The sequence below is a fragment of the Pseudobutyrivibrio ruminis DSM 9787 genome, assembly GCF_900218035.1.
GTDB classification, from domain to species: Bacteria; Bacillota; Clostridia; order Lachnospirales; family Lachnospiraceae; genus Pseudobutyrivibrio; species Pseudobutyrivibrio ruminis.
Window position 1 is genome coordinate 175,053 of sequence record NZ_OBMR01000003.1, and the last position, 24,747, is coordinate 199,799.

General features: G+C 39.2%; 29 protein-coding genes and 1 tRNA gene. 29 read left to right on the top strand and 1 reads right to left on the bottom strand.

All coding sequences use genetic code 11. The features are described from left to right. The first annotated feature begins 52 nt into the window (after nucleotides 1-52). From CRN97_RS02760 to nifU, 24 genes are all read left to right on the top strand, one after another. A tRNA-Leu gene (locus CRN97_RS02760) sits at nucleotides 53-124 on the top strand. A gap of 238 nt (nucleotides 125-362) precedes the next feature. Further along, complete coding sequence (locus CRN97_RS02765; RefSeq protein WP_074790796.1) at nucleotides 363-662, top strand: helix-turn-helix domain-containing protein; 300 nt, start codon at nucleotides 363-365, stop codon at nucleotides 660-662. Nucleotides 663-946: 284 nt separating this feature from the next. After that, on the top strand, nucleotides 947-1,357 hold the full coding sequence (locus tag CRN97_RS02770) for a peptide deformylase (RefSeq protein WP_097075786.1): 411 nt from the start codon (nucleotides 947-949) through the stop codon (nucleotides 1,355-1,357). Nucleotides 1,358-1,377: 20 nt separating this feature from the next. Beyond that, nucleotides 1,378-1,848 carry a GNAT family N-acetyltransferase gene (locus CRN97_RS02775; RefSeq protein WP_097075787.1) on the top strand — a complete coding sequence of 157 codons (471 nt, stop codon included), beginning with the start codon at nucleotides 1,378-1,380 and terminating at the stop codon, nucleotides 1,846-1,848. Nucleotides 1,849-1,874: 26 nt separating this feature from the next. Next, entirely contained in the window at nucleotides 1,875-2,129 is a 255-nt protein-coding gene (locus CRN97_RS02780; protein WP_033153817.1) for a hypothetical protein, read from the top strand. 284 nt (nucleotides 2,130-2,413) lie between these two features. Then, nucleotides 2,414-3,013 (top strand): hypothetical protein, encoded by a 600-nt coding sequence (locus CRN97_RS02785; protein ID WP_097075788.1) that lies wholly within the window; start codon nucleotides 2,414-2,416, stop codon nucleotides 3,011-3,013. A 75-nt stretch (nucleotides 3,014-3,088) separates the two neighbouring features. Continuing rightward, nucleotides 3,089-4,375: a hypothetical protein gene (locus CRN97_RS02790; protein ID WP_097075789.1), complete on the top strand. Its 1,287-nt coding sequence runs from the start codon at nucleotides 3,089-3,091 to the stop codon at nucleotides 4,373-4,375. Nucleotides 4,376-4,392: 17 nt separating this feature from the next. Further along, complete coding sequence (locus CRN97_RS02795) at nucleotides 4,393-4,977, top strand: TetR/AcrR family transcriptional regulator (protein WP_097075790.1); 585 nt, start codon at nucleotides 4,393-4,395, stop codon at nucleotides 4,975-4,977. 177 nt (nucleotides 4,978-5,154) lie between these two features. Next, on the top strand, nucleotides 5,155-6,168 hold the full coding sequence (locus CRN97_RS02800; RefSeq protein ID WP_097075791.1) for an NAD-dependent epimerase/dehydratase family protein: 1,014 nt from the start codon (nucleotides 5,155-5,157) through the stop codon (nucleotides 6,166-6,168). 30 nt (nucleotides 6,169-6,198) lie between these two features. Next, nucleotides 6,199-6,552, top strand: a complete 354-nt coding sequence (locus CRN97_RS02805; protein ID WP_097075792.1) for a dihydropteridine reductase — start codon at nucleotides 6,199-6,201, stop codon at nucleotides 6,550-6,552. Between the two features lie 105 nt (nucleotides 6,553-6,657). Then, nucleotides 6,658-7,206 carry a GNAT family N-acetyltransferase gene (locus CRN97_RS02810; protein ID WP_097075793.1) on the top strand — a complete coding sequence of 183 codons (549 nt, stop codon included), beginning with the start codon at nucleotides 6,658-6,660 and terminating at the stop codon, nucleotides 7,204-7,206. 23 nt (nucleotides 7,207-7,229) lie between these two features. Continuing rightward, a complete protein-coding gene (locus CRN97_RS02815; RefSeq protein ID WP_097075794.1) occupies nucleotides 7,230-7,886 on the top strand; it encodes a hypothetical protein in 657 nt (218 codons plus the stop codon). A 537-nt stretch (nucleotides 7,887-8,423) separates the two neighbouring features. Beyond that, the gene (locus tag CRN97_RS02820; RefSeq protein WP_097075795.1) at nucleotides 8,424-8,729 is read left to right on the top strand and encodes a hypothetical protein; all 306 of its coding nucleotides are present in this window, start codon (nucleotides 8,424-8,426) and stop codon (nucleotides 8,727-8,729) included. Nucleotide 8,730: 1 nt separating this feature from the next. Next, nucleotides 8,731-9,528, top strand: a complete 798-nt coding sequence (locus CRN97_RS02825; RefSeq protein ID WP_097075796.1) for an alpha/beta fold hydrolase — start codon at nucleotides 8,731-8,733, stop codon at nucleotides 9,526-9,528. A gap of 107 nt (nucleotides 9,529-9,635) precedes the next feature. Further along, a complete protein-coding gene (gene fmt / locus CRN97_RS02830; RefSeq protein ID WP_097075797.1) occupies nucleotides 9,636-10,571 on the top strand; it encodes a methionyl-tRNA formyltransferase in 936 nt (311 codons plus the stop codon). Between the two features lie 14 nt (nucleotides 10,572-10,585). Continuing rightward, on the top strand, nucleotides 10,586-11,866 hold the full coding sequence (gene rsmB / locus CRN97_RS02835; RefSeq protein ID WP_097075798.1) for a 16S rRNA (cytosine(967)-C(5))-methyltransferase RsmB: 1,281 nt from the start codon (nucleotides 10,586-10,588) through the stop codon (nucleotides 11,864-11,866). Further along, complete coding sequence (gene rlmN / locus CRN97_RS02840) at nucleotides 11,845-12,918, top strand: 23S rRNA (adenine(2503)-C(2))-methyltransferase RlmN (protein WP_044933787.1); 1,074 nt, start codon at nucleotides 11,845-11,847, stop codon at nucleotides 12,916-12,918. Before rsmB ends, rlmN begins: the two co-directional genes overlap by 22 nt. Continuing rightward, entirely contained in the window at nucleotides 12,918-13,637 is a 720-nt protein-coding gene (locus CRN97_RS02845) for a Stp1/IreP family PP2C-type Ser/Thr phosphatase (protein WP_097075799.1), read from the top strand. The genes rlmN and CRN97_RS02845 overlap by 1 nt, the downstream gene beginning before the upstream one ends. A 26-nt stretch (nucleotides 13,638-13,663) precedes the next feature. Further along, nucleotides 13,664-15,664: a Stk1 family PASTA domain-containing Ser/Thr kinase gene (gene pknB, locus CRN97_RS02850; RefSeq protein ID WP_097075800.1), complete on the top strand. Its 2,001-nt coding sequence runs from the start codon at nucleotides 13,664-13,666 to the stop codon at nucleotides 15,662-15,664. After that, nucleotides 15,664-16,551, top strand: coding sequence for a ribosome small subunit-dependent GTPase A (gene rsgA, locus CRN97_RS02855; protein WP_097075801.1), 888 nt, complete (start codon nucleotides 15,664-15,666; stop codon nucleotides 16,549-16,551). Before pknB ends, rsgA begins: the two co-directional genes overlap by 1 nt. Before the next feature lie 5 nt (nucleotides 16,552-16,556). Next, nucleotides 16,557-17,210 carry a ribulose-phosphate 3-epimerase gene (gene rpe, locus CRN97_RS02860; RefSeq protein WP_097075888.1) on the top strand — a complete coding sequence of 218 codons (654 nt, stop codon included), beginning with the start codon at nucleotides 16,557-16,559 and terminating at the stop codon, nucleotides 17,208-17,210. Further along, nucleotides 17,207-17,881, top strand: a complete 675-nt coding sequence (locus tag CRN97_RS02865) for a thiamine diphosphokinase (protein ID WP_097075802.1) — start codon at nucleotides 17,207-17,209, stop codon at nucleotides 17,879-17,881. Before rpe ends, CRN97_RS02865 begins: the two co-directional genes overlap by 4 nt. Nucleotides 17,882-18,031: 150 nt before the next feature. Further along, nucleotides 18,032-19,240, top strand: a complete 1,209-nt coding sequence (gene nifS / locus CRN97_RS02870; protein WP_097075803.1) for a cysteine desulfurase NifS — start codon at nucleotides 18,032-18,034, stop codon at nucleotides 19,238-19,240. A 26-nt stretch (nucleotides 19,241-19,266) separates the two neighbouring features. Then, the gene (gene nifU / locus CRN97_RS02875) at nucleotides 19,267-19,704 is read left to right on the top strand and encodes a Fe-S cluster assembly scaffold protein NifU (protein WP_044933797.1); all 438 of its coding nucleotides are present in this window, start codon (nucleotides 19,267-19,269) and stop codon (nucleotides 19,702-19,704) included. On the opposite strand, the gene CRN97_RS02880 is transcribed toward nifU, so the two are convergent. Next, nucleotides 19,701-20,105: an Rrf2 family transcriptional regulator gene (locus tag CRN97_RS02880; RefSeq protein WP_044933799.1), complete on the bottom strand. Its 405-nt coding sequence runs from the start codon at nucleotides 20,103-20,105 to the stop codon at nucleotides 19,701-19,703. The genes nifU and CRN97_RS02880 overlap by 4 nt on opposite strands. Nucleotides 20,106-20,918: 813 nt before the next feature. Here CRN97_RS02880 and CRN97_RS02890 point away from each other — a divergent pair. From CRN97_RS02890 to CRN97_RS02910, 5 genes are read left to right on the top strand one after another with little or no spacing between them, the layout of a single operon-like run. Next, nucleotides 20,919-21,539, top strand: a complete 621-nt coding sequence (locus tag CRN97_RS02890) for a GDSL-type esterase/lipase family protein (RefSeq protein ID WP_097075805.1) — start codon at nucleotides 20,919-20,921, stop codon at nucleotides 21,537-21,539. A gap of 22 nt (nucleotides 21,540-21,561) precedes the next feature. Continuing rightward, the gene (locus CRN97_RS02895; RefSeq protein ID WP_033153834.1) at nucleotides 21,562-22,461 is read left to right on the top strand and encodes a transporter substrate-binding domain-containing protein; all 900 of its coding nucleotides are present in this window, start codon (nucleotides 21,562-21,564) and stop codon (nucleotides 22,459-22,461) included. A gap of 38 nt (nucleotides 22,462-22,499) precedes the next feature. After that, nucleotides 22,500-23,159, top strand: a complete 660-nt coding sequence (locus CRN97_RS02900; RefSeq protein ID WP_097075806.1) for an amino acid ABC transporter permease — start codon at nucleotides 22,500-22,502, stop codon at nucleotides 23,157-23,159. Further along, a complete protein-coding gene (locus CRN97_RS02905) occupies nucleotides 23,140-23,814 on the top strand; it encodes an amino acid ABC transporter permease (RefSeq protein WP_090394142.1) in 675 nt (224 codons plus the stop codon). The genes CRN97_RS02900 and CRN97_RS02905 overlap by 20 nt, the downstream gene beginning before the upstream one ends. Further along, complete coding sequence (locus tag CRN97_RS02910; protein WP_033153837.1) at nucleotides 23,814-24,569, top strand: amino acid ABC transporter ATP-binding protein; 756 nt, start codon at nucleotides 23,814-23,816, stop codon at nucleotides 24,567-24,569. Before CRN97_RS02905 ends, CRN97_RS02910 begins: the two co-directional genes overlap by 1 nt. Nucleotides 24,570-24,747 lie beyond the last annotated feature (178 nt).

Genomic DNA, 24,747 nt, shown 5'->3' on the forward strand with positions numbered 1-24,747 from the left:
GGGTTAAGTTACAATCAAGTTATTCTTTATAGCAAATTAAAGAGTAAGGACTTCCAGAATGGCGCAATGGTAGCGCAAAGGTAGTAAATACCTTATGTTGTAGGTTCGAATCCTACTTCCGGATCCCGTAACAGGAGATGGTCATAATGACCATGCATATTTAACTGTTTTCTATTATTTGTATTTGATTAATCTTGAATTGTTAACCTTTTTCATATAAATTACTAACTGATAATTGATAACTTTTATTTAGGCATAGAGATGTGCTGAAATCCATGATACAGGTTTTAGATGTTAAGCTGGTTGGTCTTTAGTAATCCTCATGGCTGTATTGTAGGCTATTTTTGAAAGGAGGCACTTAAATGTATCCCATCATAGATAAAATTAAAACTGGTGAAAAAATCCGAATGCTCATGGAAGCAAATGGATATTCAGTCAATGATATTCAAGAATATTTAGGCCTTGCATGTGTACAGAGTATATATCACTGGCTTAACGGAAGCTGCCTTCCTTCTATTGACAATTTATATGCTCTGAGCGATTTATTAAACGTATCAATTGATGATATGATATGTGGTAATAAGCTAGAAAAAATTAATCAGAATATACCTGATAGAGTATTGCATTATTATGATATATTAAAGGATATTATAGCCGCTTAGGCTATATGCATTGGGATTTGCAGAATTTATAGTGGAAGAGCCACTTTGCTATTTGCAGCAATATAGATAAATGGCGGGAAAAGAAGGCAAGCGGATTTGGAAAAATAAGATAGTAAAGGCTTTTTAATAAAGTTTTATTTAGTGTAGAGGATCTTAAGATCCTCTATTTTTTTAGAACAGCTATTTCGAAAGAGATAGCTGTTCTTTTTTATTACAACTTTTGAATTTTTATTCCGTGATGGAGTTGGATTCGATATAATGATAGTCATAGTGAAGGAGTATTTATGGTAAAAAAAATAGTTAGAGATCCATTGTTTTTACAACAGAAGTCTGAGCCGGCCACAGAGGCTGACGCGCAGGTTATAGTGGATTTAATTGATACATTAAAAGCAAATTTAGATAGATGTGTGGGCATGGCTGCTAATATGATTGGCGTAAAAAAGCAAATTATAGTTGTGGCTGCAGGTCCTTTCATTTTCCCGATGGTCAATCCGGTGATTACTGCCAAGAGCGGTAAGTATGAGACAGAGGAAAGCTGCCTGTCGATGGACGGTGAAAGACCATGCGTTAGATACAAGGAAATAGAAGTGGATTATCTTGATCAAAACTTTAAGCCTCAGCATGGCAAGTATACAGATTTTACAGCACAGATTATACAGCATGAAATCCAACATTTTAGCGGGGATTTAATCTAAATAATATAGAGGGGAGACAAATGAATATTTCTTATAAGAAGCTTACATCAACTGAATTAGATATATTCATCAATATGAGAATTACACAGCTTACAGAGGAATATGTTTCATCTGGGCGAACTGTTCCGACAGATGTTGATTTGCAAGCAGCATTGAAGGATTATTATGATAGACATCTTGCGGATGGGACATTTGTCTCATGGCTGGCATTTGATGGGGATAAAATAATAGGAACTAGTGGCATGTCTTTTGTTGAAAAGCCACCATATTTTGGTTGTCCAACAGGAAGATTAGGACTCCTTTCCAGCATGTATACTAATCCAGATTATCGAAGGATGGGCATTGCAAAAGAACTGCTTAATAGAGTGGTAGAAGAGGCAAAGGCTTATGGCTGTGGAGCAGTACATATTACTGCATCAGATATGGGCGTAAAGCTCTACACTTCTTATGGATTTGAGCACAACGGAAATTTTATGCAGTATAAGTTGTAAAATGGAATTTGAAGGAGGAGAAAGCTTTGGAAGCAGGAGAATTAAAAATGACAGTATCATCTGTTTGCAGGAGTGAACAGGGGGATAAGTATGCGTTTGTTACATTTCAGGATGGTGTTAGGACAGCTGAAGGGAAAATTCCTGACTGTAAAATATTAAAAAATGATGGATTTGCAGAAATTGAAGTGCAGCAGTTGGAAAGATATTTAAAAGAACACCTTACAGAGCTAAAAAAAATGGCTGCTTCCATAGATATTTTTTCTGCGTTTAAAGGTGAATAAAAGAAGCATTTATAATTATTACTAATCCTTTCAAAAATAGGGAAAAGCTTATGCTTGTTACTCGCTTTTCTCTCAGAGTGAATAGTGCCACAAAAATGACAACTAGCCATTGCTAGATGTCATTTTTTTTGTTAGACTACCCACTTTATGAGAGAAAGGATATTAAAAACATGAAAGGATTGAACTCTAATTACACTCGAGCGGGCCACCAGGCCTGTAGTATTATTTTAATCGCATCATTATTATTAATATTGCATTGCTATTGCTATCTCAGAAGCTATGCCATGGAAATGGTGGAGGAAGAAGCGATAATTATTGAAGAAGAAATAGCAATGAAAAGCACAGAAATAATCTCAGAAATTATTGAAGATGCTGGAAACTCTATAGAAGAAGTTGAAGAAGAAATTGAGGAAGTTGAAAAAACTGTATATGAGATTCCAAGTAGCTATGTAAATCCTGTATCTGGAAACACAGTTAGCTACAAGGGTGGAAAAACCATCGAGCGTTCAAGCAAAATCACATATGGTGATTTAGGAGATATTAATGACTTAGCTGAACCTGATAGCGATGGCTTTATGAAGATTGATGATAGATATTTGATTGCAGTTGGAAGTAGATTTGACACAGCGGCTGGTCAGTACATTGATCTTGTTCTTGAAAATGGCGTTATTATTGAATGCATAATGGGTGACGCAAAAGCAGATGTAGATACAGATTCAACAAACACATTCACATATAAATCGAGCTGCTGCAGCGAATTCATTATCGATGAAGCATCAATCCGCACAGATATTTATGAAAGAGGAAATGCTTCGCTTAAATATGAATCATGGGATTCACCAGTTATTAGCGTAGTTGTCTACGATCAGTATTGCGAAATGTAGACAATTGAAAAATTATGGGGAAATTGGTAGCATAAACGGTAGAATACAAATAAAGGGGGCTAACAGAATATTGTTATGGGGTTTAATATTGGACCAGTAAGACTGACAGAATTATACCGAAAGAAATATGATGCTTTTACAGAAAATTTGGGATTAGCGATATCTGAAGGTAAGAAAATCTCTTTCGCAGATAATGATATAACCAATCTTTTAAAGCTTCAGCATGAGCGCATCATGGATAAGGGCCTTTCGATTGATTATGAGGTTACCGACAAAGAAGAAGCAGACGAGTTAGATTTGGGCCCAATGGTTCTTAGCGATTGGAAAGATGCTCACTATCAGAATTACGTTTGTCTTGAGGAATATGATGTAAAACGAACTGTGAAGCAGGATGGCAAAAAGCAATACAGCGACCGCAGACACAACACACTTCATACTGTCATTACAGATGTGACAAGCGGAATAAGAGCTGATTTGGAACCTTGTACTTGCCCCAACTGTGGCGCAGTAAGTACCATTTCTAGATTGGTGGATGGCTGTCCATATTGCAAAACCATGTACAAGATGGATGATTTGTTTCCACGTATCACCAGATATTATTTTACAGAGGACGCTGCTCCAAAGGAGCGAGAAGACACCAGGCTTCGTGGAAAGGTGTTGCTTGGCGGATTAATTTTGGGATTCATTATCGGTGCAATCTTGAATCTGTATTCCATGAATGTATACGACGATGAATATAATCTTTTTGAACATTTTGTCGTAACTATTTTTGGTATGCTGATTACTTACTCAGCCTTTTGCGTGCTGAATGTTCTAAATCTTATACGCAGGAGTGTAGTTAATAGTGCTGGCAAATGGGGCACGGCAGGCACACATGGCAAGTTCGAACACATGATGAAGGCATATAGTCCAGAGTTTTCCTTCGATTATTTTTCGGGAAAGGCCTTATCCCTTATTAAGACAGCCGTGTATTCAAAAGATGAGCAGGATTTGCTTTTTTACAAGGGACCAGCTCTCGATAAAAGATTCAAAGATATTATCGACATGAACTATGGCAATGCCATGAAGCTTATTAGCTTTACGGAAAATAATGGTTCGGTGACCGTTGCCATGGATGTGTTCTTTGATACGCTGTATGCTTTTGATAACAAAATCAAATACAAGCACGAAAAATACAGAGCCGTATTTCGTAGAAGAGTAGATATTCCGCTGAACCTTCAGTTTTCAATGACACGAATATCTTGCCCTAAATGCTCTGGAAGTTTCAATGCAGTCCTCAACAAGAATTGCCCATTCTGTGGAACTGAATACGATATAGAGTCCCAGGATTGGGTATTGTTGGAGCTTAGTCAATACAACTAACGAGGAGTAATTGAGCTATGAACAAAAACGAAAGCAAGTATTTCAAATCGGCAGAAAAGATGCACACTGCACTTATTTCATTAATAGATGAAAAGGATTTTGAATTGATTACTGTTAAAGAGATATGCGAAGTGGCAGGGGTTAACAGATCCACATTTTATCTGCATTATGACAATACGAATGATCTTTTAAAGGAGACCATTGAGGCAGTTTATAAGGATTTCTTTGGCAGGTTTTCTGCAGAGGGACCTAAGGAAGTTAATATTGCGGATAAGACCGATGATGAATTGTTTTTGATTACACCAAAGTATCTGATGCCGTATTTGGAATTTGTGGAGGACAATCGCAAGCTCTTTCTTATTATGTATGAAAAGAATGAGATGATGGGGGCCGAGAAAACCTACGAGAAATGGTTTACAGATATTTTTGGACCGATTCTTACTAGATTTGGAGTATCAGAAGAAGAGCAACCATTCATCATGATTTTCTATTTGAATGGTATCATAGGTTTGATTAACGAGTGGCTGGCCAGGGATTGTGCACAGCCAAAAGAGGAAATAATTAGCATAATTCAAAAGTGTATTTTGAGGCCTGCACATTAGCAACTAAAACTAAATAAATGAAAATACAACACTTTTCATGAATCGTGTTGGGACCTTAGTCCCTGAAATCAACACTTTTCGTGGAAAGTGTTGTTCTGTTTATAGAATCTTTTTCCTATAATCACATCAAGCTCAAAGCAAGGAGCTGAAAAATGAAAGTGATGGAGGTAAAGATAAATGAGCAAGAAGATTTATTTAGTAACAGGTGCAGCAGGCTTTTTAGGTAGCACAGTATGTAGACAACTTATTGACCGCGGCGAAAATGTAAGAGCGTTTGTATTGGCTGGAGATAAATCGGCACGATTTCTTCCAAAGGAAGTTGAAATTGTTTATGGCGATCTTTGTAACAAGGGCGACTTGGAACGCTTCTTTACTATCGAGGAAGATGATGAAGCGGTGGTACTTCATATTGCTAGTATTGTTACCGTAAATCCAGATTACAGCCAAAAGGTAATGGATGTAAACGTAGGTGGAACAGAAAACATAGTAGAAATGTGCAAGTCACATAAGGTATCTAAGCTGGTTTATTGCTCTTCAACAGGAGCTATTCCAGAAGAGGAAAAAGGAACAATAAGAGAATGCGAAGGTTCTATTCCTCTTGATCCAGAGAGAATCAAAGGTTGTTATTCAATGTCAAAAGCTATGGCTACAAATGTAGTACTGAAGGCAGCAGCTGATGGATTAAACGCATGTGTAGTTCATCCTTCTGGAATTCTTGGACCAGAAGATTTTGCAATGGGCGAAACAACCAAGACCCTTGTAGATATCATCAACGGTGAAATGCCTGCTGGAATAGATGGCAGCTTCAATTTATGTGATGTAAGAGATTTGGCAGACGGTGTTATTGGCGCAGCAGACAAGGGAAAGAGTGGAGAATGTTACATTCTTGGGAATGAGCCAGTCAGCTTTAAAGATTTCACCAAGCTTGTCTCAGAGGAAAGCGGCTGCAAGCCATTGAAATTCTTTTTGCCAATTTCAGCTGCAAATTTACTTGCAAAGATGCTTGAAAAGAAGGCTAAGAAAACAGGCGAAAAGCCACTTATGACTACATTCTCTGTATACAATTTGGCAAGAAATAATCGATTTGATTCAAGTAAAGCAGCCAAGGAACTTGGCTATACAACCAGACCATACAGAGAAACAATTCGTGATGAAATCAGATGGTTAAAAGATACAGGAAAAATAGCGTAAATAATTTTGATTATGATGGAGGAAAACAAAATGAATAATTTAGACAAAGTATATGCAGAAAGTATTGCAAAGGACTATATGCCAAAGGAAACAAGCAAGGTGCGCCAGCTGAAGAAGCTTGATGACAAGGCAAAAAAGCCAGCATTTATTACAGCTTTATCGGTTGGTATAGTAGGTGCTTTGATTTTAGGAACCGGAGTGTGCTTTTCTATGGGCGTGCTTGGAGCTGGCGTAGCAGCCATGGTATTTGGCATAATTCTTGGAATTATAGGAATTGCAATTTGCATCATTAACTATCCACTATATTTAAAACTACTAAAAAAGGGAAAGGCTATGTATGCATATGAAATTATAGAGCTAGCAAAAGAAATAGCTGAAGAATAATAGTAGGAGACAACAAATTCCAGATAGTGTGAATATTTTTCTTTATTTATGAAGCCATAACATATAGAATAGAAACAATAATTAAAGAGAGTAGGGGAATAAGTCGTGGTTTTTGAAGAAAAAGAAATCATATTAAAAGATGGAAGAAAATGTAAGTTGCGTTCCATTGATAAGAGCGATGCAGCAGATATGATTGAATATTTACGCATTGTCTCTGGTGAAACTGAGTTTCTGCTTCGTTATGCAGATGAAGTGACATACACTATTGAGGATGAAGCTAAACTTCTTGAGGGCAAGCGCAATGCTCCTAGGGAAATAATGATGGCAGCAGAAGTAGAAGGAAAGCTTGCAGGCACATGTTGCATCATGGCAAAGGGAGAGATTCGCAGAATTCGTCATCGTTGTGATTTTGCAATAGCATTGGCGCAGGAGTTTTGTGATGCAGGTCTAGGCTCTGAAATGATGAAGTATTCTTTATCTTTGGCTAAAGATATGGGATATGAGCAGGTTGAGTTAGGTGTAGTTGATGGTAATAACCGAGCAAAGCATCTTTATGAAAAGATGGGATTTGTTGAAATCGGCAAGACGCTAAAGGCACTGAAGTATGATGATGGTAGTTACCGCGATGAATACCTTATGGTGAAAATGCTATAGGATGCACAGGAGAAGGAGAATATATGAAAAAAGTACTGAAAGTGTTAGGGTGTGTTTTGGTTTTAATCATCTGCGTGGCTTTGATTGCTCTGGGAATTACAGGCATTCGCACAAAGCTCACGCAGGATGATTATTCCAGCGTGTATACAGATGAAAAATATCAGACTCCTGTGGGGGCTGAAAATGTTGAGGTAATTACCCAGGATATTTCCTGTGGCTATGCTGTAATTGAAATGTTTTCAGCTTGGAATGGAGGAGATATTACAGAAGAAAGCTTGTATGACCAATATGGCAAAGTTGTCACTTCTACAGGAAATAAGTTTTGCCAGGAGATGAATAAGCAGTTTCCGGAATACAAAACAGAGATTCACAAGTATGTGAAAAACACCGAGTTCATCGACATCATGTATGACACACTGGCAGCTGGGAAGCCTGTTCCATTTGAGTGGGCAGCTTTGTATGGAGACGAATGGACTTTGCATTATTCATTGATTGTCGCTGCAGATATTCCAAATGACAAAATCACTGTAGCCAATCCATACGGCTATTACGAGGAGCTTACACTGGAAGAGCTACTGGAGCGAACCAGCTTTCAGGCATACGAAAATATGCCGCTGTTTATGAAGATGGGATTCGCCATTGGATTGTTTGAGAAAAATACAATTTATTCGGTTGAGTAGGTTTGGTGTTCTGTAGACTGATATATTAATGTGGATTCATAATTCGTGACTGGAGGAGATATTTAGTTAAGTTAAAATATGAAAATCTATTTTTCACTTAAAAAGTGATTTGGCAGTTAAGTGAATATGGAAAGAACAAAAATAAACTTAAAATAAGTTAAAATATTTTAGATAAAGTTAAGTCGATTATTAGGTAATCAAAAATTCACTTAATAAACAGTGTGATTGAGTTAAGTTTATTTTGCTTATTACATAATAAACTTAAGAAGCGGAGATTTTAACATGAAAAAGTTAAGTTTATTTTGAGATATTTTTAATACACTTAATGCCATGTTTCATTTTTAAGTGAGATCTAAAAGATTTTTAGATTCACTTAACTTTTATTCAATTTGCATGTAAGTGAATTTGGGGATTTCAGTAATTCACTTAACTTGGCTCCAGAAGGAGATATTTTAATTACAATTAGACAGATGGGGATGATTTTGGGTTAATAAAACAAGATAATTTCCATAAAAAAGACATAAGAAAATATACAATATGATAGAGACTAGAACAATAGACACAACAAACATAGCTGACGCTATAAAAATATACAATTCAAATACAGATTTTCTAATTCATCATTTAGGGGAAGATCATATAGATGAAAGCTTCCTTAAAAATGAGCTTGAAGAAATGATACGTAATTCTGGAGCACAAATTATTAGAATTGATGTAGTTGATGACTATGAAAATAATGTTCTTCCATTTTGGGAGAAGATGGGATTTGAGGCAAAGAGACGGGATGAATTGACTTGGGGTAATAAGAAATCATCAGTCTCAGTTATGGAGAAGGTATTATAAAATGCAAAAAAATGGATGCGTGAAAGTCGGTAATACAGATATGTATTATGTGGCTTTCGGAGAAGGGGAAAAGAATCTGGTAGTTTTGCCAGGATTGTCTGATGGCTTGTGGACTGTAAAGGGAAAGGCCATGCTTTTAGCAGGCTCTTACAAAAAGTTCTTCAAGGACTACACTGTGTACATGTTCAGTAGAAAGAATGAAATCCCTGAGGGTTATTCTATAGAAGATATGGCAGATGATCAGGCTCTTGCTATGAGAAATCTTGGCATAGATAGAGCGATTGTGATGGGAGTATCCCAGGGAGGCATGATTGCGCAGTTTCTGGCAGCGAACCACTCTGAGCTGGTGGAGAAGTTGATTCTTGTAGTTACTGCACCATACGCCAATGAAACAATTAAAGGTGTTGTTACAAAATGGATAGAAATGACCCGCAATGCATCCCATACAGAGCTAATGCTAGACACAGCTGAGAAAGTTTACACAAAAGAATTCAATGAGAAGAACAAAAGATACCTTCCATTGGTAGCCAAATTTACAAAGCCTAAAACCTACGATAGGTTTTGCAAAAACGCATATGCGATATTAGCTTTTGACTCAAGGCCAGTCTTATCGAAAATCAAATGTCCTACATATATCATGTCAGGCAACTGCGATAATACTGTTGGCAATGATGCACCTTATGAGCTACATGCTGCAATCGAGCACAGCGAAATTCTTATTTTCGAAGGCTTAGGACACGGTCTATTTGAAGAAGATAAGAATTTTTACAATAAAGTATTCGAGATTTGTGGACGCTAATCCACAGCATCCACTGCGATTGTACAAAAACGTCTTAAAATGTTACACTTAGAAGTAGCGTCTTGAGACGTTTTTTCTTATGCAAAAGGCAGAAAGGATTGATATAGATGAAAGTAGTATTTATGGGTACACCGGATTTTGCGGTGGAGACTTTAAAGGCAATATATGAGGCAGGGCATGAGGTTATCCTTGCAGTGTCTCAGCCAGATAAGCCAAAGGGACGTAGTGGTAAGCTTCAGCCTACTCCAGTAAAGGAATTTGCAATGGAGCATGATATCCCAGTTTATCAGCCAGTTAAAATCAGGGCAGAGGAGTCAGTTGAGTATTTACGTCAGTTCCAGGCAGATGTATTTGTTGTGGCGGCATTTGGCCAGATTCTTCCAAAGGTTATCCTTGATATGCCACGCCTTGGCTGTGTAAATGTACACGGCTCACTTCTTCCAAAGTATCGTGGTGCAGCACCAATTCAGTGGGCTGTTATCAATGGAGAGAAGGTTTCAGGCAACACAACAATGCTTATGGGGCCAGGTCTTGATGATGGCGATATGCTTCTTAAATCAGAGATTGAGCTTGCTAAAGACGAAACAGGCGGCAGCCTTTTTGATAAGCTTGCCCTTGATGGTGGACAGCTTGCAGTAAAGACAATCGAGGCTCTTGATAGAGGAGAAATCACACCAATCCCTCAGGATGAATCACAGGCTACACACGTAGGCATGATTTCAAAGGATATGGGAAATATTGATTGGAATAAGCCGGCAGAGGAAATCGAGCGCCTTATCAGAGGCCTTAATCCATGGCCATCAGCATTTACATTTATTAATGGTAAGCAGCTAAAGCTTTGGAAAGCAACTGTAGTTGATAAGACAGGTGAGGCTGGCACAGTTATCGATGTAAATAAAAACGTATTTACCATAGCTTGTGGAAGCAAGGCTCTCGAGATAAATGAGCTTCAGCTTGAAGGCAAAAAGCGTATGGCAGCTGGTGATTTCCTTAGAGGATATCAGCTTGAGACTGGTGCCAAACTATCAAATAGTAAGAATTAATTAGAGGATATTTGATGTCAGATAACAATAAGATAAACACGAGAATGATTGCTTTTGAAACTCTACTTGAGATTCTTGAGCATGGTCAGTTCTCACATATATATTTAAAAGCTGTCCTAGATAAATACGCATATCTTGATAAAAACGAGAGAGCATTTATCACACGTCTTGTAAACGGCACAGTGGAGCGAAAGCTTCAGCTTGATTACATCATCGACAGCTTTTCAAAAACAAAGGCTAAAAAAATGAAGCCTGTAATTCGCACCATTATGCGAATGGGAGCTTATGAAATTTTTTACATGGATTCCGTTCCAGACTCTGCAACCTGCAATGAATATGTAAAGATTGCAAAGAAAAAAGGCTTTACTGGTTTGTCAGGATTTGTTAACGGAGTACTTAGAAACATTTCCAGACAAAAATCAGAAGTTAAGTTTACAGATTTGTGCACAAAGTACTCTATGCCACAGTGGATTGTGGACAAGTGGACTTCAGAGTATGGCAAAGAACAGACAGAAGAAATCCTCAAGGGATTCTACGAGCCACAGGATCTTTGCATCAGGGTTAACCTTAGCAAAGTGACCAGGGAAGAACTGAAAGAGAAATTGGAAAGCAGAAATATTTCAGTACGTATATGCGATACAATCGACAGCGCATGCTACATCAATGGATATGATTCTCTGGCAAGTATTCCTGAGTTTAATCAAGGACTTTTCTATATTCAGGATTATTCTTCACAGCTTGTACCATACAGGGCAGGCATCAAGGATACTGATAAAGTCATAGATGTGTGCGCAGCACCAGGAGGCAAGGCACTTCATGCGGCGCAGATTGCTTCCCAAGGAAGTGTAGAAGCAAGAGACCTTACCGAGGCAAAGGTTTCACTTATAAATGAAAACATACAGCGTACTGGGGCTACAAACATCACCGCCAAGCAGTGGGATGCCACAGAATTTGACCAGGCAGCAGAAAATCAGTATGATGTGATAATTGCTGATTTGCCATGTTCAGGTCTTGGTATTATCAGAAAGAAGCCGGATATTAAATACAATCAGACAGAAGAAAGCTTGAATGAGCTGGTACAGCTTCAGGCAAATATTCTAGATACTGTTTGTAAGTACGTAAAGGCCGGCGGAACATTGTGCTATAGCACATGTACTATTAACAAAGATGAAAACGAAAATCAGGTAAGCAACTTCTTATCATCACATAAGGACTTTACAATGGTTAACATGGAACAGCTATTGCCTGATTCTAGTCACGATGGATTTTTTATATGTGTAATGAAAAAGAACTAGTAGACCTTAGGTCGCTAAATTTAAATGAACTAACAGAATTTGTTACAGCTGACTTGGGAGAGCCAAAGTTTAGAGCAAAGCAGCTTTATGAGTGGATGCATCAGCATTTGGCGCAGGATTATGACGAGATGAAAAACATTCCAAAGTCTCTCAAGGAAAAGCTTGCAGACAGATGCAACTACCATCCATTGAAGCAGATTGATTTGCAGGTTTCCAAAATCGATGGTACTCGCAAATACCTTTTTGAGCTTTATGATGGAGAAATGGTAGAGAGTGTTTGGATGAGCTACAAGCATGGCAACTCTGTGTGTATCAGCTCTCAGGTTGGATGTAAAATGGGATGCCGTTTCTGTGCATCTACACTCAACGGATGGGTGAGAAACCTGACAGCTTCAGAGATGCTTGGACAGATTTATGCCATCCAAAGGGATACAGGAGAGCGTGTTTCAAACTTGGTTGTTATGGGCACAGGCGAGCCAATGGACAACTATGATAATATAGTTAAATTTGTTAGACTATTATCAGATGAAAATGGACTGAATATCTCACAGCGAAATATCACAGTCAGCACATGCGGTATTGTTCCTCGCATAAAGCAGCTTGCGGATGAGGATTTGACAATCACACTTGCCATTTCTTTGCATGCGCCAAACCAGCAGAAGCGAGCAGAGCTTATGCCAATTGCAAACAAGTATGAGATTCACGAGTTAATCGATGCTTGTGAATACTATTTCAACAAGACAGGTCGAAGAATCACCTTCGAATATTCTCTTGTTGGTGGTGTCAATGATAGAGATCAGGATGCCACAGAATTAGGTGAATTAATAGGCCATCTTAACTGCCATGTAAACCTTATTCCGGTGAACCCAATTAAGGAGCGCGATTTCGTTTCACCAAGCATGGACAGGGCCTATGCATTCCAAAAAAAGATTGAAAAATACGTGAATAATGCTACTATTAGAAGGGAAATGGGTCGCGATATTGACGGGGCCTGTGGACAACTTAGAAAGCGAACAATGGACGCAAAAGACGCTTCGAAAGGGACTACTTAATGATAAGCTATGAAAAAACTGATGTCGGTGTCAAGAGAAAGGTAAATCAAGACACTATCTATGCATCTGATGCAAGGGTTGGAAAGCTTCCAAACCTTTACATTGTGGCCGATGGCATGGGTGGAGAATTGGCAGGTGATTATGCTTCTGCAAAATGCGTGGAAATCATAATCGATTCAATTACCAATTCAAATGAGCTTGAGACTGTCAGAATCTTAGAGCAGGCAATTCAGACAGCAAACAACCGCATATTTACAGAGTCTCATAAGGATTCTAGCAAAACTGGTATGGGGACTACTTTGGTCTTGGCTACAGTTTTTGATGGACACCTTTATGTGGCAAATGTGGGCGATAGTAGACTCTATGTTGCTAATGGAGCAATGCTAAAGCAGGTTACAAAAGACCACTCTGTTGTTGCTGAACTAGTTAGAACTGGTGAGTTAGATAAAGACGATGCTAAATATGACAAACGTAAGAACATGATTACTCGAGCTATCGGGGCCGAAGAAACTATTACACCAGATTATTTTGATGTGGAAATCAGCGGTAATGAACACATCCTTCTTTGTTCAGATGGATTGACCAATATGGTCGAGGATCAGGAAATATTCGAGATTCTCACATCTGAGGAAAACATCGAAAGCAGGGCAAACAAGCTCGTTGAGCGTGCCAATGCAAATGGTGGCAAAGACAATGTTTCAGTTATTATTATCGAATAAGGAATAGGTTGTATAAAGGAGAATACATGATTACACAAGGCGTATTTATAGCGGACAGATATGAAGTAATAGATAGAGTTGGATCAGGCGGAATGTCTGATGTTTATCGTGCAAAGGACCACATTCTTGGTCGTGAAGTTGCAATAAAAATATTAAAGCAGGAATTTTCCGAGGATGCTACTTTCGTAGCAAAGTTCAGAACTGAGGCTCAGTCAGCAGCAGGTCTTGAACATCCAAATATCGTTAATATATATGATGTAGGTTCTGAAAACGGAATGTACTTCATCGTTATGGAGTATGTAGAGGGCATTACTCTCAAGACATACATCGAGAAAAAGGGACAGCTCAATTTCAAGGAAGCTATCTCAATTGCCATTCAGGTTGGTCGTGGTATCGAGGCTGCTCATCAAAAGGGCATTATCCATCGTGATATTAAGCCACAGAACATTATCATTTCCACAGAAGGAAAGGTTAAGGTTACAGATTTTGGTATTGCTCATGCAGCAAGCTCAAACACAATCCACGCTGATGTGATGGGTTCGGTTCACTATTCATCACCAGAGCAGGCTAGAAATGGTTTTGTTGATGGAAAGAGTGATATTTATTCACTTGGTATTGTTATGTACGAAATGGTTACAGGCCGTGTTCCATTCGATGGAGACAATACAGTTGCAATTGCAATCCAGCATTTACAGGAGGAGATGGTAGCACCTTCAGCATATGCTCCAGACCTTCCAATTTCACTTGAGAAAATCATCCTCAAGGCTACAATGAAGTCGCCAGATAGAAGATATCCTACTATCTCAGACATGCTTATCGATTTAAAGAGAGCACTTGTTAGCCCTAATGAGGATTTTGTTACAATCGTCGGTGCAGCAGACCTTGGACAGACAAAGGTAATGCCAAGAGTTCCAGCAGAGACAGAGGAATCAATCACAAAGAAGGCCGCCGCAGCTCTTATCTTCGATGATGAATATGATGACGAAGAAGAGTACTATGATGACGATGAATACTACGATGATGACGATTATTATGACGACGATGACGAGGATGAAGAAGATTCTAAGATGGATAGAATCATGACATTCGCAGGCATTGGTGTTGGTGTTGTTATCGTTGCTATCTTAGTTGCTATTCTTGGAAATGTATTTGGCGTTTTCAACTTTGGCGCAAAGAAAGTAACAATGGTTAATGTTGTTGGTTCATCTTATGAGGCAGCTGTTGAACAGCTTGAAGGCCTTGGTCTTGATACAGAGGACAATATTGTTGTTTCATACGAGGAAAACGAAGATTATGCTGATGGCACAGTTATTTACCAGTCAGTAGCAGAGGGCGAGGAGTTCTCTCTTAAAGATACACTCAGACTAACAGTATCAGGAGCAGATTCATCAGAATCAGGTTCAACAGATACATCAACTGATGGTTCAAGCAGTACAGGTACAGATAGTTCAAACAGCTCTAATAGCTCAGGCAGCTCAAGTAGCTCTAACAGCTCAAGTAGTTCAAGTAGCTCAAGCAACTCTAGCAAGGAAAACAGTTCATCTTCAACAGATACAAAGACAGATTCTGATTCCACAGTTGCAGTACCAAGCGTTGTTGGACTTACACAGGCAGAAGCTACTACTGTTTTAGATGCAAAGGGTATCGTTGTTACTAGCACAACTCAGGAGTACTCAGATGAGGTTACTTCTGGTTCGGTAATTAGCCAGTCAATCGAAGCTGGTGAAATGGTTGCACCAAACACAAGCATTTCACTTGTAATCAGCAAGGGTAAAAAAGAGACAACATACAGCTATACAGTATCAAATCCATTTGATGGTCCATGTACATACTCAATAGCTGAGACAAATCAGTCAGGTAGCATTCCAAAGAATGGTGCAATCAATATTAGTAAGTCACCAAAGTCATCGCTTACTATTACTTTGACTTATACTCCTACAATTACTGCATCAGATGGAAGCACAGTTTCTCTTGATGACAAGACTGAAACAAAAACTGAAACAATAAATGGTACAGTTGAGCAATAATGACAGGAAAAATAATTAAAGGTATCGCCGGGTTCTACTACGTATACGTGGAGGATCAGGGCGTATACGAGTGCAAGGCCAAGGGAGCCTTCAGAAAAGATAAAATTAAGCCTTTGGTAGGAGATGACGTTACGATTGACGTCATCTCTTCAGAGGAAATGACGGGCAATGTTATAAGCATTTTGCCGCGAAAGTCTGAGCTTATCAGACCGGCTGTTGCAAATGTTGATCAAGCATTGCTCATTTTTGCAACTAAAAATCCTGAGCCAAATCTTAATCTTTTGGACAGATTCCTCTGTATGATGGAAGAGCAGGATTTGCCTATCGTCATATGCTTCAACAAAGAAGACATAGCAGACGATGGCTTTGAAGAGAGAATGCGGGCTACTTACGAAAATGCAGGATACAAAGTTATTTTCTGTTCTGCAAAAAACGACGAGGGCATAGATGGCATTCGAGAAATATTAAAAGGCAAAACATCTACCGTTGCAGGACCATCCGGTGTTGGCAAAAGCTCCATAGTCAATAAACTGACTGAGGGTCAGACCATGGAAACCGGAGAGGTTTCTGAAAAAATCGGTAGAGGAAAACATACGACACGTCATTCCGAGCTTTTATATTTAGGTGACGACACATTCATTATGGACACACCAGGTTTCTCATCTTTGTTTGTTCCAAAGATAGAGCCTGTGGATTTATATACTTTATTTCCAGAGTTTATTGAGCCAGCTTCTTACTGCAAGTTTACAGGCTGTGCTCACGACAAGGAGCCTAGCTGCGGCGTAAAAGATGCAGTAGCATCTGGTAAAATCGCAGCCAGCAGATACGAGAACTACCTTCAGATTTATTCTGAAATGGTTAATGAAAGGAATAATAAATACAGGTAATGATTATGGAAAAATGTTTAGCACCTTCAATTTTGTCAGCGGATTTTGGAATTTTAAAACAACAGCTCGAGGTTATTGATGAGGCTGGAGCGCAGTACGTTCATTTCGATGTAATGGACGGCGTTTTTGTGCCAAGCATTAGCTTTGGACTTCCTGTTCTAAAGACAATTCGTAAATACACAGACAGAATGATGGATGTGCATTTGATGATAGTGGATCCTGAGCGTTACGTTAAGGATTTTGCTGAGGCAGGAGCGGATATTATTACAGTTCATGCTGAGGCTTGTAAGCATTTGGATGCAACGATTGAATTGATTAAGGCCAGTGGTGCTATGGCCGGTGTAGCAATCAATCCAGCAACTCCACTTAGTGCAATTAGCCATGTTTTGGAAAGGGTAGATATGGTTCTCATCATGACAGTCAATCCAGGTTTTGGTGGACAGTCATTGATTCCATACACACTTGATAAGGTAAGAGAGCTATCACAGCTTTTAAATCAAAAGGGATTAAAGATTGATATCGAAGTTGATGGTGGCATTAATAAAGACACTATTGATGATGCTTTAGATGCAGGAGCCAATATTATCGTAGCTGGCTCAGCTGTGTTTAACGGCGATATTTCAGCAAACGTTGAAGCTCTTATGGAGAAAATGCGATGATAGTTATAATTGGTGGCGGTAGCATCAATACAAGCTTTGCAAAAGAATTCATTGATAGGCTAGATAAATCTTCATTAAGCATAATGGCATGTGACAGTGGCTATGAAAACTGTCTTGCCATTGGCTTAGAGCCTGATATAGTGATTGGAGATTTTGATTCAATATCTAGGGAAGCATACGAAAAGCTTCAGCGCAGCAATGCCGAGGTAATCAAGCTCAATCCTGTAAAGGATGATACAGATATTGAAGCAGCCGTAAATATAGCAATTCATAAAACTTCCTTCGGGGAGTTTATTTATATTTTAGGAGGCACAGGCAAACGCCTTGATCACTTCCTTGGAAATGTAAATCTTCTTGGCTTGGGCTGTTTGAAGCAGCGTAAAGTTGTAATCGTGGATGAGTACAATTATATTCAAATGATTTCTGCAGGTCAGACTCTAAGCCTTAGCAGAGAGGGAGAGGAAGCACAATTTGGTCATTATGTTTCAGTTTTCCCTTATGGAGGCAAGGCTACGGGAGTGACTATGACAGGTTTCAAATATCCTTTGGAAAATGCAACCATAGAAGGGTTTAATACCTTGACAGTTAGTAACGAACTGATTGAATCATCTGGCAGTATTACATTAAAAGAAGGATATTTAATAGTGTGTGAGACAAGAGATGCAATTTAGCATCTCTTTTTTAATGAGAAGATTTCTTAATAAGGCTAAAAGATGCAAACACCTATTGACCTAGTAGGTGTTTGGTGATATCTTCATTAACAGACTAGGTTACTAGGTAAAAGGAGCAACTTAGAATAATGTTAAAGAAAGGTAGTAGTTATGTTTGTATATGCAGATAATGCAGCGACAACAGCTGTTAGTAAAAAAGTAGTGGATGCCATGCTTCCATATTTCACAGAAGTTTATGGAAATCCATCAAGCCTTTATTCAGTAGGTCAGAAGGCTAAGGAAGTATTAGAAGAATCGAGAGAAAAGGTGGCAGCTATTTTAGGTGCCAAGCCTAGAGAGATATATTTTACATCAGGCGGAAGTGAGGCAGATAATCAGGCAATTATGTCTGCAGCAAAAGCAGGTGCAAAGAAGGGCAAGAAACATATTATTTCATCAAAGTTTGAGCATCATGCAGTGCTTCACACACTTCAGGCATTGGAGAAGGAAGGATTTGAAATCACACTTGTGGATGTACATGAGAATGGTGTGATAGATCCAAAGGAAATCGAGGATGCAATACGTGAGGATACAGCACTTGTTACTATCATGTATGCCAACAATGAAATCGGAACAATTCAGCCAATCGCAGAAATCGGAAGAATCTGTCGTGAGAAGAAGGTATGGTTCCATACAGATGCAGTTCAGGCTATTAGCCATGTTCACATCAATGTTGAAGAGCAGAATATTGATATGCTTTCAATTTCTGCCCACAAGTTCCATGGCCCAAAGGGTGTAGGTGTTCTTTATGTAAAGGGCGGTATCCCAGTGTCTAACGTAATCTACGGTGGAGCTCAGGAAAGAGGAAAGAGAGCAGGCACAGAAAACCTTGCAGGCATTGTAGGACTTACTGTTGCACTTGAGGATGCTGTTGCAAATATCGACGCAAATAATGAGCATCTTGCACCTCTTCAGGAAAGACTTATCCAGGGATTATCTCAGATTCCATACTCAGAGTTAAATGGAGACAGACACGCAAGAGTTACATCAAATGTAAACTTCTGCTTTGAGGGAATTGAGGGAGAATCACTTTTACTATTACTTGACGACAAGGGCGTGGCAGTTTCATCAGGCTCAGCTTGTACATCAGGCTCACTTGATCCAAGCCATGTACTTCTTGCAATTGGCAGACCACACGAGGTAGCTCACGGCTCACTAAGAATTTCACTTGGCGAGGATGCAACAGAAGAGCAGGTAGACTACATTATTAAATCAGTAGCTGAGGTAATAGAGTACCTTAGAAGCTTTTCACCATTCTGGGGTGATTTAATTAGCGGTAAGAGAAATCACGTTTTTGCAGAGCACAAAGAAATCGCTTAAATACACAAGAGAGAAGGAGTAGAAAGATGGCATTATATAGCGAAAAGGTCATGGACCATTTTAGAAACCCAAGAAATGTAGGAGTTATTGAAGACGCCGATGGAGTAGGTGAAGTAGGAAATCCAGTCTGTGGCGATATCATGAAAATATATCTTAAGATTAATGACCAGCAGATTATCGATGACGTTAAGTTTGAGACATTTGGATGTGGTAGCGCCATTGCATCAAGCTCAATGGCAACAGAACTTATTATGGGAAAGCCGGTATCAGAAGCTTTACAGCTTACTAACAAGGCTGTTACTGAGGCACTAGATGGGCTTCCACCACACAAGCTTCACTGTTCAGTTCTTGCTGAAGAAGCAATAAAATCTGCTGTAAAGGACTACTACGACAAAAATGACATAGAGTACGATCCAGCAGATTTTCCTGAAGAGCATGATTGTGAAGCTTGTCACGTAAACTAAGCTTCGTTTACAAGATCACTGAGTTTCTTTCCATAGAAGAAATCACGTTCTAACAAATAAAACTCGGTCCACATAGGAAGAGTTTTGCATACACCTTCACGAGGGCAGTCTTTTGCACCGTCGGCTAAGCAAGCCACAGGAGCAAGGCTGCCTTCAAGCAATTCTATAATCTCACCAATAGAATATTCCTCAGGCTTTCTGGTAAGACGATATCCACCGCCTTTTCCACTAACTCCAGACACAAGGCCACCTTTAACCAATTCCTTAACTATTATTTCCAAATACTTCTTAGAAATATCCTGGCGCTCAGCAATATCCTTAAGTGGAATGTAAGCCTCGCTATCCTGCTGCGCCAAGTCTATCATTACACGAAGTGCATATCTACCTTTAGTACTAAACATATCGTACCTCCTTAATAACACTATAATATCCTAGGTAAATAGGTAAATCAAGGGGGGAGTGTGTCCTGCCACCATCCACCTAATCCCATATGTAATATATCTTGGGCTCCCCCTAGGACCACGCCGCACCACTGCCAGTATGTAACATCGCATGAATATTATGTTTTTCTAAGACGCAAGGCTCGCATTCTTAATTTGCAGGTGTCTTTTGCAGGTCTGTACATTTTCTGAATCTGTATGTCTAAGGACGGACACACTGTTGTTGGTTAATATATGGATTTTCAAAACTATGGTAACCTTTGGGCGATTTTGGAATGAGTTTAGTAGAACAAAAAGAGATATTTGATATGGATGAGCAGCTGCCGCTAGGACGGCGGCAGCAGTGGTCACTTGAAACAGGACGTTGAATGTGCCACGGTGCTCATCCATACAAATATCTCTTTTATAGTTCTACTTAACGAATGTAATATGAGCCCATGGTACCATAGCTTTGGAAATCCATATTATTATTTTTTAAGTGTCCGTCCTAGCCTATACAGATTCAGAAAAAGTCCATCCCGCAATAAGACACCTGCTGAATGCTCACCTTTTGCGTCAAGAAAAACTATAATATTCGCGAAATCGTTACATACTGGCAGTGGTGCGGCGTGGCCCCAGGGAGAGCCCAAGAGACAGTGTGGGGGATTAGGTGGATGGTGGCTTTGCTATAGGTTTTGTTGATAACGGTGTATAGGAAACCTTGATTATAAAACCTATTGACCTAGTAGGTAATAAGAGATAAGATATCACACATAACAAGGAAGGAGGTAGCAGATGAAAAACATATTGTGTTTTGGAGATTCAAATACATATGGTCTTCGCCCAGATAACGGGGATAGATACGGTAGTGACATCCGCTGGACAGGAATTCTTTCAAAGAAGCTTGGTACCTCCGACTACAGAGTTGTTGAGGAAGGGTTGTGTGGAAGGACTACAGTGTTTGAGGATAGGACGCGAATCGGCAGAAACGGTTCATTATATCTTCCAGTATTTTTAGAGTCACATTATCCGATAGACACGGTGGTGTTGATGCTTGGAACAAATGATTGCAAATCAATTTACAATGCATCGTCAGTTGTTATTGGCCGCGGGATAGAAATTCTTCTGAAACAGATTAGGTCATATAAGAAGGATATGGAAATCATCCTGGTGTCACCAATTCATTTGGGAGAAAAGGTATGGCAGAACAATTATGATCCTGAATTCAATGAACACTCTGTAGTGATTTCTAAAGAATTGAAAGCAGTCTTTAGAAAGCTCGCCGAGGAGTATGACTGTAAGTTTTTGGCAGCATCTGATGTGGCGAAGCCATCAGAATTGGATCAGGAGCACATGGACGCCAAAAGCCATGAGTTACTCGCGGGAGCTATATATGAAAAGTTGGTAAAAATATAAAGATAGAAAGAGGACGATTATTATGAAAAACAACTTACTTAAGAAATTATCAAGCGGATTACTTATTACAGCACTTACAGCTACAGCATTTGTTGGATGCGGAAACTCAAGTGCAGATGCAGGAGAGGAAGTAAAGGATGCAAGTGTGGAGGCAGGCGCAGATGCTGCAGATTCAAATGCAGGCTTTAGAACACTTGATGAGATTAAGGAAAGCGGAACAATTAACATCGGTGTTTTCTCAGACAAGAGCCCATTTGGTTATGTAGATGAGAATGGCGAGTATGCAGGATACGATGTTTATTTTGCAGAAAGAATTGGTGAGGATCTTGGTGTTGAGATTAACTACGTATCAACAGAAGCTGCAAACAGAATTGAGTATCTTCAGACAGGAAAGGTTGATATCATTCTTGCAAACTTTACTGTAACAGAAGAGAGAGCTCAGGAGGTTGATTTCGCACTTCCATATATGAATGTTGCACTTGGCGTTGTATCACCTTCAGATGCAGTTATCGAGAGCCTTGATGATATAGGTGAGGATGATCAGGTAATTGTTATTTCTGGTACAACAGCAGAGACATACCTTACAAAGAACTATCCTGATATCAAGCTTCAGAAGTACGATGCATATGCAGAGGCAAAGACAGCATTTGAGAACGGCAACGGCGTAGCATGGGCAAACGACAACACAGAGGTTATCGCATTTGCAATCGAGAATGAAGGCTACACAGTAGGTATTCCAGAGCTTGGTGACCAGGATACAATTGCTCCAGCTGTAACAAAGGGCAATGAGACACTTCTCAACTGGCTCAACGAAGAGCTTGATACACTTGGCGATGAGAACTTCTTCCACGCTGATTATGAGGCAACTCTTCTTGATACATACGGTGCTGACTACGAAGATACTCTTGTAGTAGAGCAGTAAGATTCCTAAAGAAAATTTGAAAGGCTATTTATTTAGTAATGGATATAAGTATTCTTAGAGAATATATTCCACTATATAAAGAAGCACTTTTACTTACAATGAAGATAGGATGGCAGGGCATATTAATGAGTCTAATCATTGGACTCGTAGGCTCTGCTATCCTGCATTTTAAAGTTCCAGTGCTTAAAACAATAATTGGAATATATATTGAAATTTTTAGAAACACACCACTTTTGGTTCAACTGTTTTTTATTTACTTTGCATTGCCAAAGGTAGGAATCAGAATAACTGCAGAAACATGCGGCGTACTAGGACTTGGACTTCTAGGTGGAGCCTATATGATTGAAACCTTTAGAAGTGGTCTGGATGCAATTCCTGTAATACAAAAAGAAAGCGCACTTAGCCTTGGCATGAGTGAGTATCAGACCTTGTGGCATGTAATTATGCCTCAGGCAATTTCTATCAGTGTGCCTGGACTTTTGGCCAACGTAATATTCTTATTAAAAGAGACATCAGTGTTTTCAACAATCAGTCTTATGGACCTGATGTTTACTGCAAAGGATTTAATAGGAATGTACGCAAAGACAATTGAGTGCCTGTTCCTTTTGGTTGTATTCTACCTGATTATGCTCCTTCCAGTATCGATCATAGGAGCGATTGTGGAAAGGAGGTTGCGCTATGGCCAGTTTGGGGATTGATGTTCTGTTCAAAGGAACAAACTTCATGAGATTGCTTCAGGGCTTGTGGGTTTCAATTGAAATCAGCCTTATATCCGTTGCAATTAGCATTTTACTTGGACTTGTTGTCGGTGTATTGATGACAGTCGATAATAAGATTTTAAAAGCGGTATTGAAGCTATATCTTGAAACAGTAAGAATAATGCCACAGATGGTGCTTCTTTTCATTGTGTATTTCGGAACTACTAGAGTTTTTGGTTGGGACTTATCAGCAGAAGCTTCAGCAATTTTTGTATTCACCTTCTGGGGCACAGCAGAGATGGGAGATTTGGTAAGAGGTTCTATAAAGAGTATTCCTCGTATCCAATTTGAATCTGCATATGCTCTTGGTATGGATAAGCTTCAGACCTATTTATACATAATACTGCCACAGACAATAAGACGTCTGATTCCACTATCAATCAACCTTATTACCAGAATGATTAAGACAACATCACTTGTAATGATGATTGGTATTGTGGAAGTTTTGAAGGTAGGACAGCAGATTATCGAGGCAAACAGAAACACTTCACCAAATGCTGCATTTGGCGTGTTTGGGGTTGTTATGCTTATGTATTTCCTTGTTTGCTGGCCAATCAGTAGACTTAGTATTTATTTGGAGAAAAGGTGGACGTAATGAGCGAATTATTAAAGGTTACACATTTACATAAGGAATTTGGAAACAATGTTGTTTTGAAAGACATCAACCTTTCTGTAAAAAGAGGAGAGGTTGTAGTAATCATCGGACCATCAGGCTGTGGTAAAAGTACATTCTTAAGATGCTTGAATGGTTTGGAGGAAATTCAGGGAGGCATCATTACCGTTGATGGACTTCCAGTGGAGGCTGATAAAAGAGATATCACAAAGCTTCGCCAGAAGATTGGAATGGTGTTCCAGTCTTACGAATTGTTCCCTCACAAGACAGTAATTGAAAATATCATACTGGCACCTACTAAGGTTCAGAAGAGAAATAAGGAAGAGGTTACAAAGGAGGCAATAGAGCTTCTAGACAAGGTCGGTCTCTCTGATAAAAAAGATTATTATCCAAGACAGCTTTCTGGTGGTCAAAAGCAGCGAGTTGCAATTGTACGTGCACTTGTAATGCATCCAGAGATTATACTTTTTGATGAGGTGACAGCGGCTCTTGATCCAGAGATGGTTCACGAGGTTCTTGAAACTATGATTAAGCTGGCTAAAAGTGGCCGCACGATGCTCATAGTAACTCACGAAATGAGTTTTGCAGAGGCTGTTGCAGATAGAATTCTATTCTTCGACAATGGTGAGATAGTAGAAGAGACAGAAGACGTAAAAGGATTCTTTAAGGAACCTGTTACAGAACGAGCTCAAAAGTTCCTTAGAACCTTTGAGTATGATAGTGCCTTGTATATTTAAACGGCTGCAGCTTTACTATTTATGATTAGAAAAACGTAATAAACATTTATAGTTGCAAAAAATAGGCACAAAACCATATTTATATTTCTTTTCTAGTTCAACTGTTGATATTTCAAACATTTTGCGGCACATAGGGCAACGAAGTTTTACCATATCCATAAAAAACACCTACCTTTAC

Coding starts and splice junctions, on each gene's coding strand:
- CRN97_RS02765 (WP_074790796.1), top strand. CDS start 363: ATGTATCCCATCATAGATAAAATTAAAACTGGTGAAAAAATCCGAATG.
- CRN97_RS02770 (WP_097075786.1), top strand. CDS start 947: ATGGTAAAAAAAATAGTTAGAGATCCATTGTTTTTACAACAGAAGTCT.
- CRN97_RS02775 (WP_097075787.1), top strand. CDS start 1,378: ATGAATATTTCTTATAAGAAGCTTACATCAACTGAATTAGATATATTC.
- CRN97_RS02785 (WP_097075788.1), top strand. CDS start 2,414: ATGGAAATGGTGGAGGAAGAAGCGATAATTATTGAAGAAGAAATAGCA.
- CRN97_RS02790 (WP_097075789.1), top strand. CDS start 3,089: ATGGGGTTTAATATTGGACCAGTAAGACTGACAGAATTATACCGAAAG.
- CRN97_RS02795 (WP_097075790.1), top strand. CDS start 4,393: ATGAACAAAAACGAAAGCAAGTATTTCAAATCGGCAGAAAAGATGCAC.
- CRN97_RS02800 (WP_097075791.1), top strand. CDS start 5,155: ATGAGCAAGAAGATTTATTTAGTAACAGGTGCAGCAGGCTTTTTAGGT.
- CRN97_RS02805 (WP_097075792.1), top strand. CDS start 6,199: ATGAATAATTTAGACAAAGTATATGCAGAAAGTATTGCAAAGGACTAT.
- CRN97_RS02815 (WP_097075794.1), top strand. CDS start 7,230: ATGAAAAAAGTACTGAAAGTGTTAGGGTGTGTTTTGGTTTTAATCATC.
- CRN97_RS02820 (WP_097075795.1), top strand. CDS start 8,424: ATGATAGAGACTAGAACAATAGACACAACAAACATAGCTGACGCTATA.
- CRN97_RS02825 (WP_097075796.1), top strand. CDS start 8,731: ATGCAAAAAAATGGATGCGTGAAAGTCGGTAATACAGATATGTATTAT.
- fmt (WP_097075797.1), top strand. CDS start 9,636: ATGAAAGTAGTATTTATGGGTACACCGGATTTTGCGGTGGAGACTTTA.
- rsmB (WP_097075798.1), top strand. CDS start 10,586: ATGTCAGATAACAATAAGATAAACACGAGAATGATTGCTTTTGAAACT.
- rlmN (WP_044933787.1), top strand. CDS start 11,845: ATGTGTAATGAAAAAGAACTAGTAGACCTTAGGTCGCTAAATTTAAAT.
- CRN97_RS02845 (WP_097075799.1), top strand. CDS start 12,918: ATGATAAGCTATGAAAAAACTGATGTCGGTGTCAAGAGAAAGGTAAAT.
- pknB (WP_097075800.1), top strand. CDS start 13,664: ATGATTACACAAGGCGTATTTATAGCGGACAGATATGAAGTAATAGAT.
- rsgA (WP_097075801.1), top strand. CDS start 15,664: ATGACAGGAAAAATAATTAAAGGTATCGCCGGGTTCTACTACGTATAC.
- rpe (WP_097075888.1), top strand. CDS start 16,557: ATGGAAAAATGTTTAGCACCTTCAATTTTGTCAGCGGATTTTGGAATT.
- CRN97_RS02865 (WP_097075802.1), top strand. CDS start 17,207: ATGATAGTTATAATTGGTGGCGGTAGCATCAATACAAGCTTTGCAAAA.
- nifS (WP_097075803.1), top strand. CDS start 18,032: ATGTTTGTATATGCAGATAATGCAGCGACAACAGCTGTTAGTAAAAAA.
- nifU (WP_044933797.1), top strand. CDS start 19,267: ATGGCATTATATAGCGAAAAGGTCATGGACCATTTTAGAAACCCAAGA.
- CRN97_RS02880 (WP_044933799.1), bottom strand. CDS start 20,105: ATGTTTAGTACTAAAGGTAGATATGCACTTCGTGTAATGATAGACTTG.
- CRN97_RS02890 (WP_097075805.1), top strand. CDS start 20,919: ATGAAAAACATATTGTGTTTTGGAGATTCAAATACATATGGTCTTCGC.
- CRN97_RS02895 (WP_033153834.1), top strand. CDS start 21,562: ATGAAAAACAACTTACTTAAGAAATTATCAAGCGGATTACTTATTACA.
- CRN97_RS02900 (WP_097075806.1), top strand. CDS start 22,500: ATGGATATAAGTATTCTTAGAGAATATATTCCACTATATAAAGAAGCA.
- CRN97_RS02905 (WP_090394142.1), top strand. CDS start 23,140: ATGGCCAGTTTGGGGATTGATGTTCTGTTCAAAGGAACAAACTTCATG.
- CRN97_RS02910 (WP_033153837.1), top strand. CDS start 23,814: ATGAGCGAATTATTAAAGGTTACACATTTACATAAGGAATTTGGAAAC.